Annotated in this window: 14 protein-coding genes; 5 read left to right on the top strand and 9 right to left on the bottom strand. The window is 60.3% G+C overall.

Annotated elements, in window-relative coordinates; all coding sequences use genetic code 11:
* Nucleotides 1-12: 12 nt before the first annotated feature.
* Nucleotides 13-375: an NUDIX hydrolase gene (locus GIV26_RS09135; protein ID WP_236280163.1), complete on the bottom strand. Its 363-nt coding sequence runs from the start codon at nucleotides 373-375 to the stop codon at nucleotides 13-15.
* 126 nt (nucleotides 376-501) lie between these two features.
* Here GIV26_RS09135 and GIV26_RS09130 point away from each other — a divergent pair, with 126 nt between their 5' ends.
* From GIV26_RS09130 to GIV26_RS09120, 3 genes are all read left to right on the top strand, one after another.
* Nucleotides 502-1,479, top strand: coding sequence for a Gfo/Idh/MocA family protein (locus tag GIV26_RS09130; protein ID WP_089041855.1), 978 nt, complete (start codon nucleotides 502-504; stop codon nucleotides 1,477-1,479).
* 45 nt (nucleotides 1,480-1,524) lie between these two features.
* On the top strand, nucleotides 1,525-2,154 hold the full coding sequence (locus tag GIV26_RS09125) for a ribonuclease T2 (RefSeq protein WP_236280161.1): 630 nt from the start codon (nucleotides 1,525-1,527) through the stop codon (nucleotides 2,152-2,154).
* Nucleotides 2,155-2,743: 589 nt separating this feature from the next.
* On the top strand, nucleotides 2,744-3,331 hold the full coding sequence (locus GIV26_RS09120; RefSeq protein ID WP_054920851.1) for a LysE family translocator: 588 nt from the start codon (nucleotides 2,744-2,746) through the stop codon (nucleotides 3,329-3,331).
* On the opposite strand, the gene GIV26_RS09115 is transcribed toward GIV26_RS09120, so the two are convergent.
* From GIV26_RS09115 to gloB, 8 genes are all read right to left on the bottom strand, one after another.
* Nucleotides 3,273-4,166, bottom strand: a complete 894-nt coding sequence (locus GIV26_RS09115) for an AraC family transcriptional regulator (protein WP_054920849.1) — start codon at nucleotides 4,164-4,166, stop codon at nucleotides 3,273-3,275. The genes GIV26_RS09120 and GIV26_RS09115 overlap by 59 nt on opposite strands.
* Nucleotides 4,167-4,201: 35 nt before the next feature.
* Nucleotides 4,202-5,803 carry an ABC transporter ATP-binding protein gene (locus GIV26_RS09110; RefSeq protein WP_236280142.1) on the bottom strand — a complete coding sequence of 534 codons (1,602 nt, stop codon included), beginning with the start codon at nucleotides 5,801-5,803 and terminating at the stop codon, nucleotides 4,202-4,204.
* 1 nt (nucleotide 5,804) lies between these two features.
* Nucleotides 5,805-6,824, bottom strand: coding sequence for an ABC transporter permease (locus GIV26_RS09105; RefSeq protein ID WP_057974844.1), 1,020 nt, complete (start codon nucleotides 6,822-6,824; stop codon nucleotides 5,805-5,807).
* A 1-nt stretch (nucleotide 6,825) separates the two neighbouring features.
* Nucleotides 6,826-7,899 (bottom strand): microcin C ABC transporter permease YejB, encoded by a 1,074-nt coding sequence (locus tag GIV26_RS09100; protein WP_034126078.1) that lies wholly within the window; start codon nucleotides 7,897-7,899, stop codon nucleotides 6,826-6,828.
* Nucleotides 7,900-9,732: an extracellular solute-binding protein gene (locus GIV26_RS09095; protein WP_054920846.1), complete on the bottom strand. Its 1,833-nt coding sequence runs from the start codon at nucleotides 9,730-9,732 to the stop codon at nucleotides 7,900-7,902. It lies immediately after the preceding gene.
* Entirely contained in the window at nucleotides 9,729-11,558 is a 1,830-nt protein-coding gene (locus GIV26_RS09090) for an extracellular solute-binding protein (RefSeq protein WP_186527395.1), read from the bottom strand. Before GIV26_RS09090 ends, GIV26_RS09095 begins: the two co-directional genes overlap by 4 nt.
* A gap of 236 nt (nucleotides 11,559-11,794) precedes the next feature.
* Entirely contained in the window at nucleotides 11,795-13,195 is a 1,401-nt protein-coding gene (locus GIV26_RS09085; RefSeq protein WP_003190692.1) for a transglycosylase SLT domain-containing protein, read from the bottom strand.
* Between the two features lie 98 nt (nucleotides 13,196-13,293).
* Nucleotides 13,294-14,061 carry a hydroxyacylglutathione hydrolase gene (gene gloB / locus GIV26_RS09080; RefSeq protein ID WP_236280140.1) on the bottom strand — a complete coding sequence of 256 codons (768 nt, stop codon included), beginning with the start codon at nucleotides 14,059-14,061 and terminating at the stop codon, nucleotides 13,294-13,296.
* A 65-nt stretch (nucleotides 14,062-14,126) separates the two neighbouring features.
* Here gloB and GIV26_RS09075 point away from each other — a divergent pair, with 65 nt between their 5' ends.
* A complete protein-coding gene (locus GIV26_RS09075; RefSeq protein ID WP_034126074.1) occupies nucleotides 14,127-14,885 on the top strand; it encodes a class I SAM-dependent methyltransferase in 759 nt (252 codons plus the stop codon).
* A 31-nt stretch (nucleotides 14,886-14,916) separates the two neighbouring features.
* Nucleotides 14,917-15,369, top strand: coding sequence for a ribonuclease HI (gene rnhA, locus GIV26_RS09070; RefSeq protein ID WP_003173571.1), 453 nt, complete (start codon nucleotides 14,917-14,919; stop codon nucleotides 15,367-15,369).
* The last annotated feature ends 63 nt before the right edge of the window (nucleotides 15,370-15,432 follow it).

Raw genomic sequence — 15,432 nt, 5'->3', positions numbered from 1 at the left:
CCGTCCAGCGCGTCAGAGGCGCCGCAGGAAGGATTTGACGATGTGGCGGGTAGTGTCTGTGGTATCCAGCTCGTCCACGGCGCTGTAGGCGTACCACTGGCAATCGACAATCTCATTGCACGGCCGCGCCTCGTCGATATTGACCACCGAGGCCTCGAACACATGGTGGACGGTGTCGCGGGCCTTGAGCTCCTGCAGGTACAGCAAGCCGTCCACGTTTAAACCGGTTTCTTCTTCCAGCTCGCGTTCCGCCGCGCCTACCGGGCGCTCGTGCGCTTCTACTTTCCCGCCGGGCAATGCCCATTTTGATCTGGCCTTGCGTACGAAGAGGATGTGCCCCTCATGTTCGCAAATGACGGTCGCCCTAATTTTCATCGAGTGTGCCCCCGCGCCGGATGAATGTCATAAAAGTGTAATGCAATTGTCATGCTAAGTGGTTATGGCGCGCCAGGGCCTGTATGTGGATACTGCCCGATTGACGAATACGACCGAGGACATTAGATGAAGACCATACGCTGGGGCATGATCGGCTGTGGCAGTGTCACTGAATTGAAGAGTGGACCGGCTTTCTATAAAGCGCCAGGTTCGGCATTGGTCGCCGTGATGGGGCGGCGTGCCGAGGCGGTGTGCGATTATGCGGCGCGCCATGGCATTGCCCGTTGGTATACCGATGCCCAGGCCTTGATCGATGACCCCGAGGTGGATGCGGTCTACATTGCCACTCCGCCCGACAGTCACCTTGAGTACGCCCTGAGAGTGGCCGCGGCGGGCAAACATTGTTGCGTCGAAAAGCCGATGTCGCTGAATGCTGAACAGAGCGCGTTGATGCAGCGCACATTCGAGCGCGCCGGGCTGCACCTGTTTGTCTCCTACTACCGGCGTTCTTTGCCGCGCTTCCAGCAAGTGCGCACCTGGCTGCACGAAGGCCGTATCGGTGAGTTGCGCCACCTGACCTGGACCTTGTGCAAACCCGCTGCCGTAACAGACTCCGACGCCACCAATTGGCGCACCGATCCGGCCATTGCCGGTGGCGGTTACTTTGCCGACCTGGCGAGCCATGGGTTCGACCTGTTCCAGTACCTGGCCGGGGACATCGTCGAGGTCTCAGGCTTTTCGGCGCGACAGGCTGGGCGCTACGCGGCAGAAGATGCCGTGACGGCCTGCTGGACATTTGCCAGCGGTGCATTGGGCATGGGCTGCTGGAATTTTGTGGCGGACCGACGCGAAGACCGGGTCGAACTGATCGGCAGTCGCGGTCGTATTCAGTTTTCGGTGTTCGAGGACCAGCCGCTGCGTCTTGAAGGCGAGACCACCGAGGTGTTGGACGTGCCGTGTCACACCCATATTCAATGGCACCACGTCCTGAACATGAACGCGCATATTCGTGGCGAGGCCGAGCATCCGTCGCTGGGCATCGAAGCGCTGAAGACCGATATCATCCTGGACAAGGTGTTACACCGTTACTCCCAGCATCCCTAGGCGTGGCGATAGCGTAAGGCTTTACTTTTTTAAAGGAATACCGGGATGAAATACTGGATGGTGGTGTGGCTGCTGATGGCCACCGCGGCAACGGCGGCGCCACGCAGCCAAGGGCAGGCGGGTGAGTTTGATTTCTATGTGCTATCGCTCTCGTGGTCACCCACGTTTTGCCTCACGCACCCAGGCAACGAGCAATGCTCAGGTAAAGGCTACGGCTTTGTGCTGCATGGTTTGTGGCCGCAATACGCGCGGGGAGGGTGGCCGGCGTCTTGTACACCGCAGACGCGCTTGAGCGCGGCGGAAATGGACAAGGGCGCGGCGCTGTTTCCCACCCGCACGCTGCTCAAGCATGAGTGGGCCAAGCATGGCACCTGCAGTGGGCTGGAGCCGTTGGAGTATCTGGAGAAGACCGATGTGGCGCTCGGTGCGGTTGCCATTCCGCAGCAACTGCAGCCGTTCAATACGCCGCCGTCATTGCAGGCCAACGAGATCGAGGCGCTGTTTCGCGAGAGCAACCCACGCATGGGCAACCACGGTATGGCGGTGATCTGCAAGGGCAAGGTGCTGTCGGAAGTGCGGGTGTGCCTGACCAAGGATCTCGCGTTTGCCGGTTGCCCGCGCAGTGTGAAGAGCCAGTGTCGGGGGGGCGATATTCGTATTCCCACCCAGCGCTGAGAAGTGCCCTGGATCCCACTATGAAAACTGGCTTGTTGGGTCGCCGTATCGCTGCGATGGCGGCGTGCCAGCCGATGGCTATCTACCTGACGCCCCCGCGATCCAACTGTGGGAGCTGGCTTGCCTGCGAAGACGGCCTCACAGTCGACACCGTAATACCGAGTACCTATCCATTCCTGCGGTAACGGCTACTTAGGGTTCCGCCCTGACGGCGTCTCACTTTTGAAAAGCCGGAATGCCGGCCCAGACAAAAGTAAGCAAAACGCTCTTGCCCCACCACGTTACCCACGAATTCAAGCCTGCGTTCGGCCAGCGTGGTTTAACGGGGCGCCTGAGATCAAGATCACAAGCAGATCAAGATCAAGAGCGGCTCGCTTCGCATCGTGGTTACCTGTGGGCGGCACATTTGACATCTCTGTCGATTGAACGGCCGCCATCGCAGGCAAGCCAGCTCCCACAGTTTATCGCGGGGGCACTAATCAGATCAGCGTCCGTTTCTGAAGTACCCAGGGGCATTTTCTTCAATACCCTCGTGTCCCTGCGCGGTACCGTGATCTAAACCTCGTTTGGGATCACAAAAGGAACTGCAATGAGCTTGATTCTCTCCATGGCCGCCTTTGCCCTGGCCACGTCCATCACGCCGGGACCGGTGAATGTGGTCGCTTTAAGTTCTGGCGCACGTTTTGGTTTCGTCGCCAGCCAGAAACATGTCTTCGGCGCCGCCGTGGGTTTTACCTTGTTATTGGTGTTGATCGGCCTGGGGTTGCATGAAGTATTGGTGCGCTGGCCGATCCTGATTCAATTGATCCGCTGGGGCGGCGTGGCGTTCTTGTTGTATATGGCTTGGAAGCTGGCGGTGGATGATGGCCGTCTGGACGCTGACGGTGCGCACTCCGCGCCGTCGATGTTGTATGGCGCGATCATGCAGTGGCTCAACCCGAAAGCCTGGCTGGCGTGTGTGGCAGGCATGGGGTTGTTCGTGGCCGATGGCGATGCGGCGCAGGTATGGTTGTTTGCCGTGCTTTACCTGGTGATCTGCTACCTGTCGGTGGCGTGCTGGGCGTATGCGGGGACGTTTTTGCGCCGCTACTTGAACAACCCCAAAGGTGTGCGCCTGTTCAACCGCTCAATGGCCGCGTTGCTGGTGGCCAGTGTGGGTTATTTGCTGATGGCTTGAGGTTCTCGCGGTATTGCCCCGGCGTGGCCGCGAAGTGTTGTTTGAAGGTGCGCTGGAAGTGCGCCTGGTCGGCAAAGCCCGCGGCCAGGGCGACGTCGGCAATCAGTGCGCCATTGCGCAGTTGGCTGCGGGCGAACTGGATGCGTCGGTTGACCATGAAGGCGTGGGGCGTCAAGCCGTAATACTGCTTGAATGCGCGGATCAGATAAGACGGCGACAGTTCAGCGGCCTGGCAGATGTCTTCGAGTTTCAAGGCCTGTGTGCAGTGGGCGCGGATGTAGTCTGCGGCGCGTTCCAGTTTGTGGTTGACCTCGCGTACCGGCGTCAGCGAAGGGTTCAGGCGCTGTTGCACCTCGGTGAAGTAACTCACTAGCGCGCTCTGTTTTTGCAGCAGTTCGGCCTGTTCATCCACTAGCGTGCGGTACAGGTCAAGCAAGCCGTGGTACAGCCCGGTGTCGCGAGTATGGGGTGTGTCGAATGGCCGGTAGCCCTGGTCGGTACTGAACCCCAACTGGTATTGCAGGTCGGTCAGCCACGGCGTGTCGAGGTACAGCATGTGGTAGGACCAGGGCTGGTCATGGATGGGGTTGCACGCATGCACATCGCCTGGGTTCATCAGCACCACGGTGCCGGCGCTGATTTCGAAGGTGCGCGCGCCGTAGTGGTAATAGCTGCAGCCGGTGGTGATCGCACCGATGGAAAAATGCTCATGGGCGTGCCGGGTGTAAGTGACCTTGCGCCCGTCGGCGATGGTGCGCGCTTCGATGAACGGCAGGCGTTCGTCGCGCCAGAAGCGCGGCGTGTCTGCGGGACGGGCGATTGGGCTGAGCGACATGGCGTTATTTCTCCTGCATTCTCACCCGCGTTACGTCAGGCCGGTACCAAAAAAGCGGCCTTGAGCAACTGCTGGGTATAGGCATGTTGCGGGTCGGCAAAAATAGCCTGGGCATCGCCTTGCTCCACCACCTGGCCTTGCTTGACCACCATCAATTGGTGACTCAGCGCCTTCACCACCGCCAGGTCATGGCTGATAAACAGGTAGGTCAGGTTGTACTTGGCCTGCAAGCCGCGCAGCAACTCTACCACCTGGCGTTGTACCGTGCGGTCCAGGGCCGAGGTGGGTTCGTCCAGCAGGATCAGGCGCGGCTTGAGCACCAGCGCTCGGGCAATGGCGATGCGTTGGCGCTGGCCGCCGGAGAATTCATGGGGGTAGCGATGCCGGGATTCGGGGTCCAGGCCCACTTCCTTGAGCGCCGCGATAATCGCCGCTTCCTGTTCGGCGGCCGTGCCCATCTTGTGGATACGCAGGCCTTCGCCAACGATCTCGCTGACGCACATGCGCGGGCTCAGGCTGCCGAACGGGTCCTGGAACACCACCTGCATTTCCCGGCGCAACGGGCGTACCTGTTGTTGGCTCAGGCGGTCCAGTTGCTGGCCTTCGAAGCGAATACCGCCCTGGCTGCCGATCAGGCGCAAAATTGCCAGGCCCAGGGTGGACTTGCCCGAGCCACTTTCACCAACGATGCCCAGGGTTTGGCCCTGAGGCAGGCTGAAGTTGATGCCGTCCACAGCCTTGACGTAATCCACGGTATTGCGCAAAAAGCCTTTCTTGATCGGAAACCAGACTTTCAGGTCGTCCACTTCCAGCAGCGGAGGGCCGACATCATTGTTGGCTGGCCCACCACTGGGCTCCGCCGCGAGCAACTCCTGGGTATAGGGATGCTGGGGCGACTGGAACAGTGTCTCGCAATCGGCCTGTTCAACGATGCAACCTTGCTGCATCACACACACACGGTGGGCGATGCGCCGTACCAGGTTGAGGTCATGGCTGATAAGCAGCAGCGCCATGCCCAGCCGCGCCTGCAGCTCCTTGAGCAATTCCAGGATCTTCAACTGCACGGTGACATCCAGCGCCGTGGTCGGCTCGTCGGCAATCAACAACTCCGGCTCGTTGGCCAGAGCCATGGCGATCATCACTCGCTGGCGCTGGCCGCCGGACAGCTCGTGAGGCAACGCCTTGAGGCGTTTGTGTGGCTCGGGGATACCCACCAGCTCCAGCAATTCCAACGTGCGCTGGGTGGCGACCTTGCCGGTCAGGCCCTTGTGCAGGCCGAGCACTTCGTTGATCTGTTTTTCGATCGAGTGCAGCGGGTTCAACGAGGTCATCGGCTCCTGAAAGATCATCGCAATGCGGTTGCCGCGTATATGCCGCAGGGTCTTCTCTTTGAGCGTCAGCAGGTCTTGCCCTGAATACTCGATAGTGCCCGACGGATGCCTGGCCAACGGGTAGGGCAGCAGGCGCAGGATCGAATGGGCGGTGACCGATTTGCCCGAACCGCTTTCGCCCACCAGCGCCAGGGTTTCGCCGCGCTTGATGTCGAAACTGACGTGGTTGACCACGCGGTGATGATGCTCGCCGGTGACGAACTCGACACTGAGGTCGCGGATTTCGATCAGGTTGTCCGGATTCATCTCATTTCCTCGGGTCGAACGCATCGCGAGCGGACTCGCCGATAAACACCAGCAGGCTCAACATGATCGCCAGCACCGCAAAGGCACTCATGCCCAGCCACGGCGCCTGCAGGTTGGATTTGCCCTGGGCCACCAGCTCACCCAGCGACGGCGAACCTGCCGGCAGCCCGAAGCCGAGAAAGTCCAAGGCGGTCAGGGTGCCAATGGCGCCGGTAAGGATGAAGGGCAGGAAGGTCATGGTCGAGACCATCGCATTGGGCAGAATGTGACGGAACATGATCGCGCCGTTCTGCATGCCCAGCGCCCGCGCCGCGCGTACGTATTCCAGGTTACGACCGCGCAGGAACTCGGCGCGCACCACATCCACCAGGCTCATCCAGGAAAACAGCAGCATGATCCCCAGCAGCCACCAGAAGTTGGGTTGCACGAAGCTGGCCAGGATGATCAGCAGGTAGAGCACCGGCAAGCCGGACCAGATCTCCAGGAAACGTTGCCCGGCCAGGTCGACCCAACCGCCATAAAAGCCCTGCAAGGCGCCGGCAATCACGCCGATGATCGAGCTGAGTATGGTCAGGGTCAGGGCAAAGAGCACCGACACGCGAAAGCCGTAGATCACCCGCGCGAGCACATCACGCCCCTGGTCATCGGTGCCCAGCAGGTTGACCGAGGACGGCGGCGCCGGGGCCGGGACTTTCAGGTCGTAATTGATGCTCTGGTAGCTGAACGGAATCGGTGCCCACAAGGTCCAGGCGTCCTTGGCTTTCAGCAGCTCCTGGATGTACGGGCTCTTGTAGTTGGCTTCCAGCGGGAATTCACCGCCGAAGGTAGTCTCCGGGTAGCGCTTGAGCGCCGGGAAGTACCAGTCGCCGTCGAAGTGCACCGCCAGGGGCTTGTCGTTGGCGATCAACTCAGCGCCCAGGCTCAACACGAACAGCACCAGGAACAGCCACAGCGACCACCAGCCACGCTTGTTGGCCTTGAACCGCTCGAACCGGCGGCGATTGAGGGGGGACAGGTTCATCTCAATGCTCCCGGCTGGCAAAGTCGATACGCGGATCGACCAGGGTGTAGGTGAGGTCGCCGATCAGTTTCACGATCAGCCCCAGCAGGGTGAAGATAAACAGCGTGCCGAACACCACTGGGTAGTCACGGTTGATCGCCGCTTCAAAGCTCATCAGGCCCAGGCCGTCGAGGGAGAAGATCACCTCCACCAGCAACGAGCCGGTAAAGAAGATGCCAATGAAGGCCGAAGGGAAACCGGCGATCACCAGCAGCATGGCGTTGCGGAACACGTGGCCATACAGCACGCGGCGATTGGTCAGGCCCTTGGCCTTGGCGGTGACCACGTACTGCTTGTTGATTTCGTCGAGAAAGCTGTTCTTGGTCAGCAGGGTCATGGTCGCGAAGTTGCCGATCACCAGGGCAGTGACGGGCAGCGCCAGGTGCCAGAAGTAATCGAGGATCTTGCCGCCCCAGCTCAACTCCTCGAAGTTGTTGGAGGTGAGCCCGCGCAGGGGGAACCAGTCGAAATAACTGCCACCGGCAAACACCACGATCAGCAGAATCGCAAACAGGAACGCCGGTATCGCGTAGCCGACGATGATCGCCGAGCTGGTCCACACATCGAAATGGCTGCCGTGGCGCGTGGCCTTGGCGATCCCCAGGGGGATGGACACCAGGTACATGATCAAGGTGCTCCACAACCCGAGGGAAATGGACACCGGCATCTTCTCCTTGATCAGGTCGATGACCTTGGCGTCTCGGAAAAAGCTGTCACCGAAGTCCAGCTGGGCGTAGTTCTTGACCATGATCCATAAGCGTTCCGGCGCCGACTTGTCGAAGCCGTACATCTTTTCGATTTCCTTGATCAGCGCCGGGTCCAGGCCCTGGGCGCCACGGTAGCTGGAACCGGCCACCGCAACTTCGGCGCCGCCGCCAGCAATGCGGCTGGTGGCGCCGTCGAAGCCTTCGAGCTTGGCGATCATCTGCTCCACCGGGCCGCCGGGAGCGGCCTGGATGATGACAAAGTTGATCAACAAGATCCCGAACAGCGTGGGAATGATCAGCAACAGGCGGCGAACAATATAGGCCAGCATTTAATCGCCTCCGCTCGCCGCATCGGCGCGTGTGTCCAGGGGGACGGCAGGTGTGACGTCGGGTTTGCTCCACCAGGTCGCGGTGCCGACGTCGTAGCGTGGCGAGACCTTGGGGTGGCCAAGGTGGTCCCAGTACGCCACGCGGAAGGTCTTGATGTGCCAGTTGGGAATCACGTAGTAACCAAACTGCAGCACACGATCCAGCGCCCTGGCGTGGGCGATCAGGCTTTGTCGCGAACCGGCGTCGATCAGCTCTTCCACCAACTGGTCGACCGCGGGGTCCTTGAGGCCCATGTAGTTGCGGCTGCCGGGCTTGTCGGCGCTGGAGGATTTCCAGAACTCGCGCTGCTCGTTACCCGGCGAGGTAGATTGCGGGAAGCTGCCCACCAGCATGTCGAAGTCGCGCGAGCGCAGGCGGTTGACGAACTGTGAGACGTCCACGCGACGAATCACCAGGTCGATGCCCAGGTCTGCCAGGTTGCGCTTGAACGGCAGCAGGATGCGCTCGAACTCGGTCTGGGCCAGCAAAAACTCTATGGTCACTGGCTTGCCGGTGCTGTCGACCATTTTGTCGTCAACAATCTTCCAGCCCGCTTCCTGCAGCAGTTGGTAGGCCTCGCGTTGCTGGGTGCGAATCATGCCGCTGCCGTCGGTGTGGGACGGTTCGAATGCCTGGGTGAAGACTTCGCCAGGGATCTTGTCGCGCAGCGGCTCGAGAATCGCCAGCTCGTCCGGACCGGGTAGGCCGGTGGCGGCCATTTCCGAGTTTTCGAAATAGCTGCGGGTACGGGTGTAGGCACCGTTGAACAGTTGCTTGTTGCTCCACTCGAAATCCAGCAGCAGGCTGATGGCCTTGCGCACCCGCACGTCCTGGAACATCGGCTTGCGCATGTTGAACACAAAACCCTGCATGCCGGTGGGGTTGCCGTTGGGGATTTCTTCCTTGATCAATCGGCCTTCTTTCACCGCTGGAATGTTGTAGGCATTGGCCCAGTTCTTGGCGCTGAACTCCAGCCAGTAGTCGAACTGCCCGGCCTTCAAGGCTTCCAGGGAGACAGTGCTGTCGCGGTAGTAATCGGTGATGCGGGTATCGAAGTTGTAGAAGCCCTTATTGACCGGCAGGTCCTTGGCCCAATAATCCTTGACCCGCTCGTAGCGAATCATGCGGCCCGGCTTGACCTCGGCCACCTGGTAAGGCCCGCTGCCCAGGGGGATTTCCAGGTTGCCCTTGGAAAAATCCCGGCTGGCCCACCAGTGTTTGGGCAGTACTGGCAACTGCCCAAGGATCAACGGCAACTCGCGGTTGTTGGTGCGCTTGAACTTGAACAGCACGCGCAACGGGTCTTCGGCCACGACTTCGTCGACGTCGGCGTAGTAGTTGCGGTACAGCGGGTTGCCTTCCTTGATCAGGGTCTGGAAGGTAAACACCACGTCCTCGGCGCGTATCGGGTGGCCGTCATGGAAGCGCGCTTCAGGGCGCAGATAGAAGCGCACCCAGCTGTTGTCCGGGGCTTTTTCGATCTTGCCGGCCACCAGTCCGTATTCGGTGATGGGTTCGTCCAGGCTCTGCATGGCCAGGGTGTCGTAGATCAGTGGCAGGTTGTCTGCCGGTACGCCCTTGCTGATATAGGGGTTGAGGCTGTCGAAGCCGCCCATGGCCGATTCGCGGAAGGTGCCGCCCTTGGGGGCGTCGGGGTTTACATAGTCAAAATGCTTGAAGTCGGCGGGGTACTTGGGGGGCTCGTTGTAGAGAGTCAGCGCATGTTGTGGCGCGGCGTGCGCCGCGGTGCACAGCAACAGGCTGGCGAGCAGGGTAGTACGCAAGGACATCATTGGGCTTTCTCCGAAGCTTTCAGCCACCATGCGCTCAGGCCCAGGCTGTAGGGCGGCGTGGTGACGAAGGCGAACCGGTTGCGGTACGCCAGGCGATGATAGTTGAGGTACCAGTTGGGAATGCTGTAGTGCTGCCACAGCAGCACCCGGTCCAGGGCGCGGCCGGCAGCCAGTTGTTCTTCGCGGGTCTGCGCCGCCAGCAGTTGGTCCAGCAGGTGGTCGACCACCGGGTTGGCGATACCGGCGTAATTCTTGCTGCCTTTGATTGCGGCCTGGCTGGAGTGGAAGTACTGCCACTGCTCAAGGCCGGGGCTCAAGGTCTGGTTGAGAGTCATCAGAATCATGTCGAAATCGAATTGATCGAGGCGCTGTTTGTACTGTGCGCGGTCAACGGTACGCAAGCGGGCGTCGATGCCGATGCGGGTCAGATTTTCGACATAGGGTTGCAGGATGCGCTCGAGGTTCGGGTTTACCAGCAGGATTTCCAGGCGCAGCGGTTGCCCGTCCTTATCCAGCAGGCGCTGCCCCGACAGTTTCCAGCCGGCCTCGCTGAGCAGGGCCAGGGCCTGGCGCAGGGTTTCGCGAGGGATGCCGCGACCATCGGTGTGCGGCAGGCTGAACGGTTGGGTAAACAGCGCGGCCGGCAGTTGGTCGCGGTAGGGCGAGAGCATCAACCACTCATGGCCCACGGGCAGGCCGGTGGCCGAGAATTCACTGTTGGGGTAATAGCTCACCGAACGCTTGTAGGCGCTGCTGAACAGCGTGCGGTTGGTCCATTCAAAATCGAACATCAACCCCAGGGCTTCACGCACTTTGGCCTGGCTGAACGCCGGTCGCCGGGTATTCATGAACAGGCCCTGGCTCTGGGTGGGGATCTGATGGGCGATCTGCGCCTTGATCACATCGCCGCGGTTGACCGCCGGGAAGTTGTAGCCGGTGGCCCAGTTCTTGGCCTGATGCTCGATATAAATGTCGAATTCACCGGCCTTGAAGGCTTCAAAGGCCACGTCGCTGTCGCGATAGAACTCCACTTCGACCTTGTCGTAGTTATAGAAACCCTGGTTGACCGGCAGGTCTTTGCCCCAGTAATCCTTGACCCGTTCAAACACCAGTTGCCGCCCAGGCGCAACCTTGGTGATGCGGTAAGGCCCACTGCCCAGGGGCGGCTCGAAGGTGGTGGCCTTGAAGTCACGGTTTTTCCAATAGTGCTGGGGCAGCACCGGCAACTCGCCCAGGCGCAGGATCAGCAAGGGGTTGCCGGCGCGCTTGAACACAAAGCGGATACGGTGAGGGTTGAGGATATCGACCCGGGCCACTTCCTGCAGGTTGGTGCGGTACTGCGGGTGGCCTTCGGTCAGCAGGGTGCGATAGGAAAACGCCACGTCAGCGGCGGTGATCGGCTTGCCGTCGTGAAAGCGTGCTTCGGGGCGCAGGTTGAACACCACCCAACTGCGGTCTTCGCTGTATTCCACCGATTGGGCAATCAGGCCGTAGCTTGAGGTGGGTTCATCGCCCGACGGCGCGTATTGCCCGGTGCCCACCATCAAGGGTTCATTGAGCTCGTTGACGCCGTACTGCAGGAAGTTGGCGGTGGAAACCGGGCTTGAACCTTTGAAGGTGTAGGGGTTGAGCGTATCGAAGGTGCCAAATGCCATCACCCGCAATGTCCCGCCTTTGGGCGCTGCAGGGTTTACCCAATCGTAATGGGTGAATTTGGCCGGGTACTTGAGTGTGCCGAACTGCGCATAACCGTGGCTTTCGGTGATCGTCGCGTTCGCCGCAAAGCTCAAGGCCAGACTTATTAGTAGAAGGAGGGGACGCTTCAAGTCAGAGATCCGATCCAGGCGGCTTGGGCTTTATGATCGGTACAGTAACAGCTTGTTCCGGTTGGAAAAAGGCTGTCGGGAAGGCCATTTTGCGGACTGCAAGCTATTGGACGGTGTGAAGGTCAAATGTGGGAGCTGGCTTGCCTGCGATAGCATCACTGCGGTCTGACTGATAGACCGAGGTGCCTGCATCGCAGGCAAGCCAGCTCCCACACAAGCCAGCTCTCCCCGAGGTATTAGCGCGGCCCGGAAACCACCAGCATCTGCCCTGGTTTCAATGCCTGGCCGGTGCGCGGGTTCCAACGCTTGAGATGTTGCATCTCGACGTTGAAGCGTTTGGCCACCATGTACAGCGAGTCACCTTTCTTGACCTTATACTGCACCGGTTTTTTCGCCGCGACTTTACGCGTGTCCTGCATCACCAGGGTCTGGCCGACCTTGAGGGCCTGGCCGTTGAGCTTGTTCCAGCGCTGCAGGTCATGCACATCGACCTTGTTGGCCTTGGCGATCAGCGTGAGGTTGTCGCCACTGCGTACCTTGTAGCTTCGGGTACGCCCTGCGACCGCCTTGGTCTCGACTTCGTCGAATACCGGCTTCTTGGGGCGCATGCTCAGCAACTCTTCCGGCTTCATCGTCGAAAGGGTGCTGGTCAGCAGTTGGGCCTTGGAGGTCGGCACCAGCAGATGCTGGGGGCCGTCCAGAGTGGTGCGTTGTTTCAAGGCCGGGTTGAGCTGAAACAGTTCGTCTTCGTCGATCTCGGCCAGCGCGGCAACCCGTGACAGGTCCATGCTTTGCTTGACTTCAACGACCTCGAAGTACGGCGTGTTGGCAATCGGGTTCAGGTTGACGCCGTAGGCTTCGGGCGCCAGTACCACCTGGGACAAGGCCAGGAACTTGGGCACATAGTCCTTGGTTTCCTGGGGCAGGGGCAGGTTCCAGTAGTCGGTGGGCAGGCCGAGCTTTTCGTTGCGCTCGATCGCCCGGCTGACGGTGCCTTCGCCGGCGTTATAGGCCGCCAGGGCCAGCAGCCAGTCGCCGTTGAACATGTCATGCAGACGCGTCAGATAGTCCAGGGCGGCGGTGGTGGAGGCGGTGATGTCGCGGCGGCCATCGTAGGCGCGGGTCTGGCGCAGGTTGAAGTAGCGCCCGGTGGAGGGAATGAACTGCCACAAGCCCACCGCATCGCTGCGCGAATAGGCCATCGGGTTGTAGGCACTTTCAATCACTGGCAGCAGCGCCAGTTCCAGGGGCATGTTGCGTTCTTCAAGGCGTTCGACGATGTAATGAATGTAGAGGCTGCCGCGTTCGCCGGCATTCTCCAGAAAGGAGGGGTTGCTGGCGAACCACAGGCGCTGTTGCTCGATGCGCGGGTTGACGCCGACACCGTCCTGCAATTGAAAGCCCCGACGCATGCGTTCCCAGACGTCCTGGGGTACTTCGGGGCTGGGCTTCTCTGATAGCCAAATAGGTTTTTGCTTGATCTTGGCAGCAAGATTCGGTTTGGGTTGCACGGTGGATTGTGCAGCGTAATGAGTCGATTGGCAGCCCGCCAGAGTTGCGGAAACGGCCACCGCCACGGCTTGAGCCAGGCGGGTCAATGCGTCTGAAGAAATGGATTTACGAATAGATGACGACATTGGCTGGAAGTAAGTTCCGGGCAAAAATGTCGGGCGATTCTAGAAAGCGCTTTGGTTCCGGTCAACCATTCAGAAATTACGTATCAGATTGCATCTGGTTAGAACTTATCTTTCCAAGCCCTCAAGCTAGCAAACACCTCGGCCCCAGAGCGGTTGTCGCGGCCGTTCCGTTCGTCCGCTTTTTGTTTAACGAATGTTTCAGCGGTGCGCAGAAAAGGGTTAGTACGTTTTTCCAGGGCCAGGTTGGAGGGCAGCGTCATCTCGCCACGGGCGCGAAGTTGGGCGACATTTTCCACACGTTCGGCGATGTCGGCATTGTGCGGTTCCACGGCTTGGGCAAATTTCAAGTTACTTTGCGTGTATTCATGGGTGCAGTACACCTGCGTATCGGCGGGCAGGGCGGCCAGGCGTTCCAGAGAGTTGTACATCTGTTCGGGTGTACCTTCGAACAGGCGACCGCAACCGGCGGCGAACAAGGTATCGCCACACAGCAATACGCCTTGGTGATAAAAGGCGATGTGGCCGAGGGTGTGGCCTGGCACGGCGTACACGTCGAAGTCCCAGCCCAGCACGCGGATATGGTCGTTATCGTGCAAGGCCACATCCCGCGCCGGAATCTTTTCGTTGGCAGGGCCATAAACCTTGGCGCCGGTGGCATTTTTCAGTTGCTCGACACCGCCTACATGATCATGGTGGTGGTGGGTAACCAGTATGTCGCTGAGGCGCCACTCGGCATTCTGCTTGAGCCAGGCCAGCACTGGCGTGGCATCGCCGGGGTCGACCACGGCGCAGCGCTGGGTCGTAGGGTCTTGTAACAACCAGATGTAGTTGTCGGTAAAGGCGGGTAGGGCACTGATCTGTATCATTCTTCGATTCGCCAAGCTGAACACATTGGTGCATCTTAGAACGTCTAGGCGAGTTGGAGAATGCAATGACTGATAAAGCGTTCGCCCAGGCCGATCCTGAGTGGCTGGCCCTGATCAGCGCGGCCCGCGAATGGTTGTCCGGGCCGATTGGGCAGTTTTTGCTGGAAGAAGAACGGCGCATGCTCGAAGACGAGCTGGGCCGGTTCTTTGGTGGCTACCTGGTGCATTACGGACCGTCGGCCGACACGCCTCCATCGGCGCCGCAGGTGCAACGCAATGTGCGCCTGGGTGCACCGTTGCCGGGCGTGGAGATCGTCTGCGAGGAACAGGCCTGGCCCTTGAGCGAACACGCCGCCGATGTGGTGGTGTTGCAGCACGGCCTGGATTTCTGCCTGTCGCCCCACGGTTTGTTGCGCGAAGCGGCGAGCAGCGTGCGCCCTGGTGGCCATTTGCTGATTGTCGGCATCAACCCCTGGAGCAGTTGGGGCCTGCGCCGTGTGTTCGCCCATGACGGACTGCGCCAGGCGCGTTGCATCGCGCCATCACGGGTGGGCGACTGGCTCAACCTGCTGGGCTTCGCGCTGGAGAAACGCCGCTTCGGGTGCTATCGTCCGCCGCTTGCGACTGCCAAGTGGCAGGGCCGTCTGGCCGGTTGGGAACGCCGGGCAGGAGCCTGGCAGCTGTCGGGTGGCGGCTTCTATTTATTGGTCGCACGCAAGATCGTGGTCGGGCTGCGACCGTTGCAGCAAGTGCGCCGCGAGCCGATCGGCAAGCTCGTGCCGATGCCGTTGGCCAAGGTCAACCGCGAACAAGGCGAACCGTAAAACCTCTTTTTGATTTCAGGCCGAATAATCGATGACCGATAGCGTAGAACTCTTCACCGATGGCGCCTGCAAAGGCAACCCGGGCCCAGGCGGCTGGGGCGCCTTGCTGGTGTGCAAGGGCGTGGAGAAGGAACTGTGGGGCGGCGAAGCCAATACCACCAATAACCGTATGGAATTGATGGGCGCGATTCGCGGCCTCGAAGAACTCAAGCGGCGTTGCAACGTACTGCTGGTGACCGACTCGCAATATGTGATGAAGGGCATCAACGAGTGGATGGTCAACTGGAAAAAACGCGGCTGGAAAACGGCGGCCAAGGAGCCGGTCAAGAACGCCGACCTGTGGCAATTGCTCGATGAACAGTGCAACCGTCACGACATCACCTGGAAATGGGTACGCGGGCACATCGGCCATCCTGGCAACGAGCGCGCCGACCAGTTGGCCAACCGTGGCGTGGATGAAGTGCGCGGCTACAAGCAGAGCTGAATCAGCGACACCGCGGCGGCCGTTCGAGCCGCTGCTTCACCGCCGCCATTGCGTGTGGCGAAT

The sequence above is a fragment of the Pseudomonas sp. PA-1-3F genome (assembly GCF_021609665.1).
GTDB lineage: Bacteria > Pseudomonadota > Gammaproteobacteria > Pseudomonadales > Pseudomonadaceae > Aquipseudomonas > Aquipseudomonas paracarnis.
The sequence above is the reverse complement of the archived record's forward strand: the minus strand, read 5'-3'. Positions and strand labels throughout refer to the sequence as shown.

Excerpts from the sequence above, each read along its gene's own strand:
- GIV26_RS09135 (WP_236280163.1), bottom strand. The coding sequence starts at position 375 with ATGAAAATTAGGGCGACCGTCATTTGCGAACATGAGGGGCACATCCTC.
- GIV26_RS09130 (WP_089041855.1), top strand. The coding sequence starts at position 502 with ATGAAGACCATACGCTGGGGCATGATCGGCTGTGGCAGTGTCACTGAA.
- GIV26_RS09125 (WP_236280161.1), top strand. The coding sequence starts at position 1,525 with ATGAAATACTGGATGGTGGTGTGGCTGCTGATGGCCACCGCGGCAACG.
- GIV26_RS09120 (WP_054920851.1), top strand. The coding sequence starts at position 2,744 with ATGAGCTTGATTCTCTCCATGGCCGCCTTTGCCCTGGCCACGTCCATC.
- GIV26_RS09115 (WP_054920849.1), bottom strand. The coding sequence starts at position 4,166 with ATGTCGCTCAGCCCAATCGCCCGTCCCGCAGACACGCCGCGCTTCTGG.
- GIV26_RS09110 (WP_236280142.1), bottom strand. The coding sequence starts at position 5,803 with ATGAATCCGGACAACCTGATCGAAATCCGCGACCTCAGTGTCGAGTTC.
- GIV26_RS09105 (WP_057974844.1), bottom strand. The coding sequence starts at position 6,824 with ATGAACCTGTCCCCCCTCAATCGCCGCCGGTTCGAGCGGTTCAAGGCC.
- GIV26_RS09100 (WP_034126078.1), bottom strand. The coding sequence starts at position 7,899 with ATGCTGGCCTATATTGTTCGCCGCCTGTTGCTGATCATTCCCACGCTG.
- GIV26_RS09095 (WP_054920846.1), bottom strand. The coding sequence starts at position 9,732 with ATGATGTCCTTGCGTACTACCCTGCTCGCCAGCCTGTTGCTGTGCACC.
- GIV26_RS09085 (WP_003190692.1), bottom strand. The coding sequence starts at position 13,195 with ATGTCGTCATCTATTCGTAAATCCATTTCTTCAGACGCATTGACCCGC.
- gloB (WP_236280140.1), bottom strand. The coding sequence starts at position 14,061 with ATGATACAGATCAGTGCCCTACCCGCCTTTACCGACAACTACATCTGG.
- GIV26_RS09075 (WP_034126074.1), top strand. The coding sequence starts at position 14,127 with ATGACTGATAAAGCGTTCGCCCAGGCCGATCCTGAGTGGCTGGCCCTG.
- rnhA (WP_003173571.1), top strand. The coding sequence starts at position 14,917 with ATGACCGATAGCGTAGAACTCTTCACCGATGGCGCCTGCAAAGGCAAC.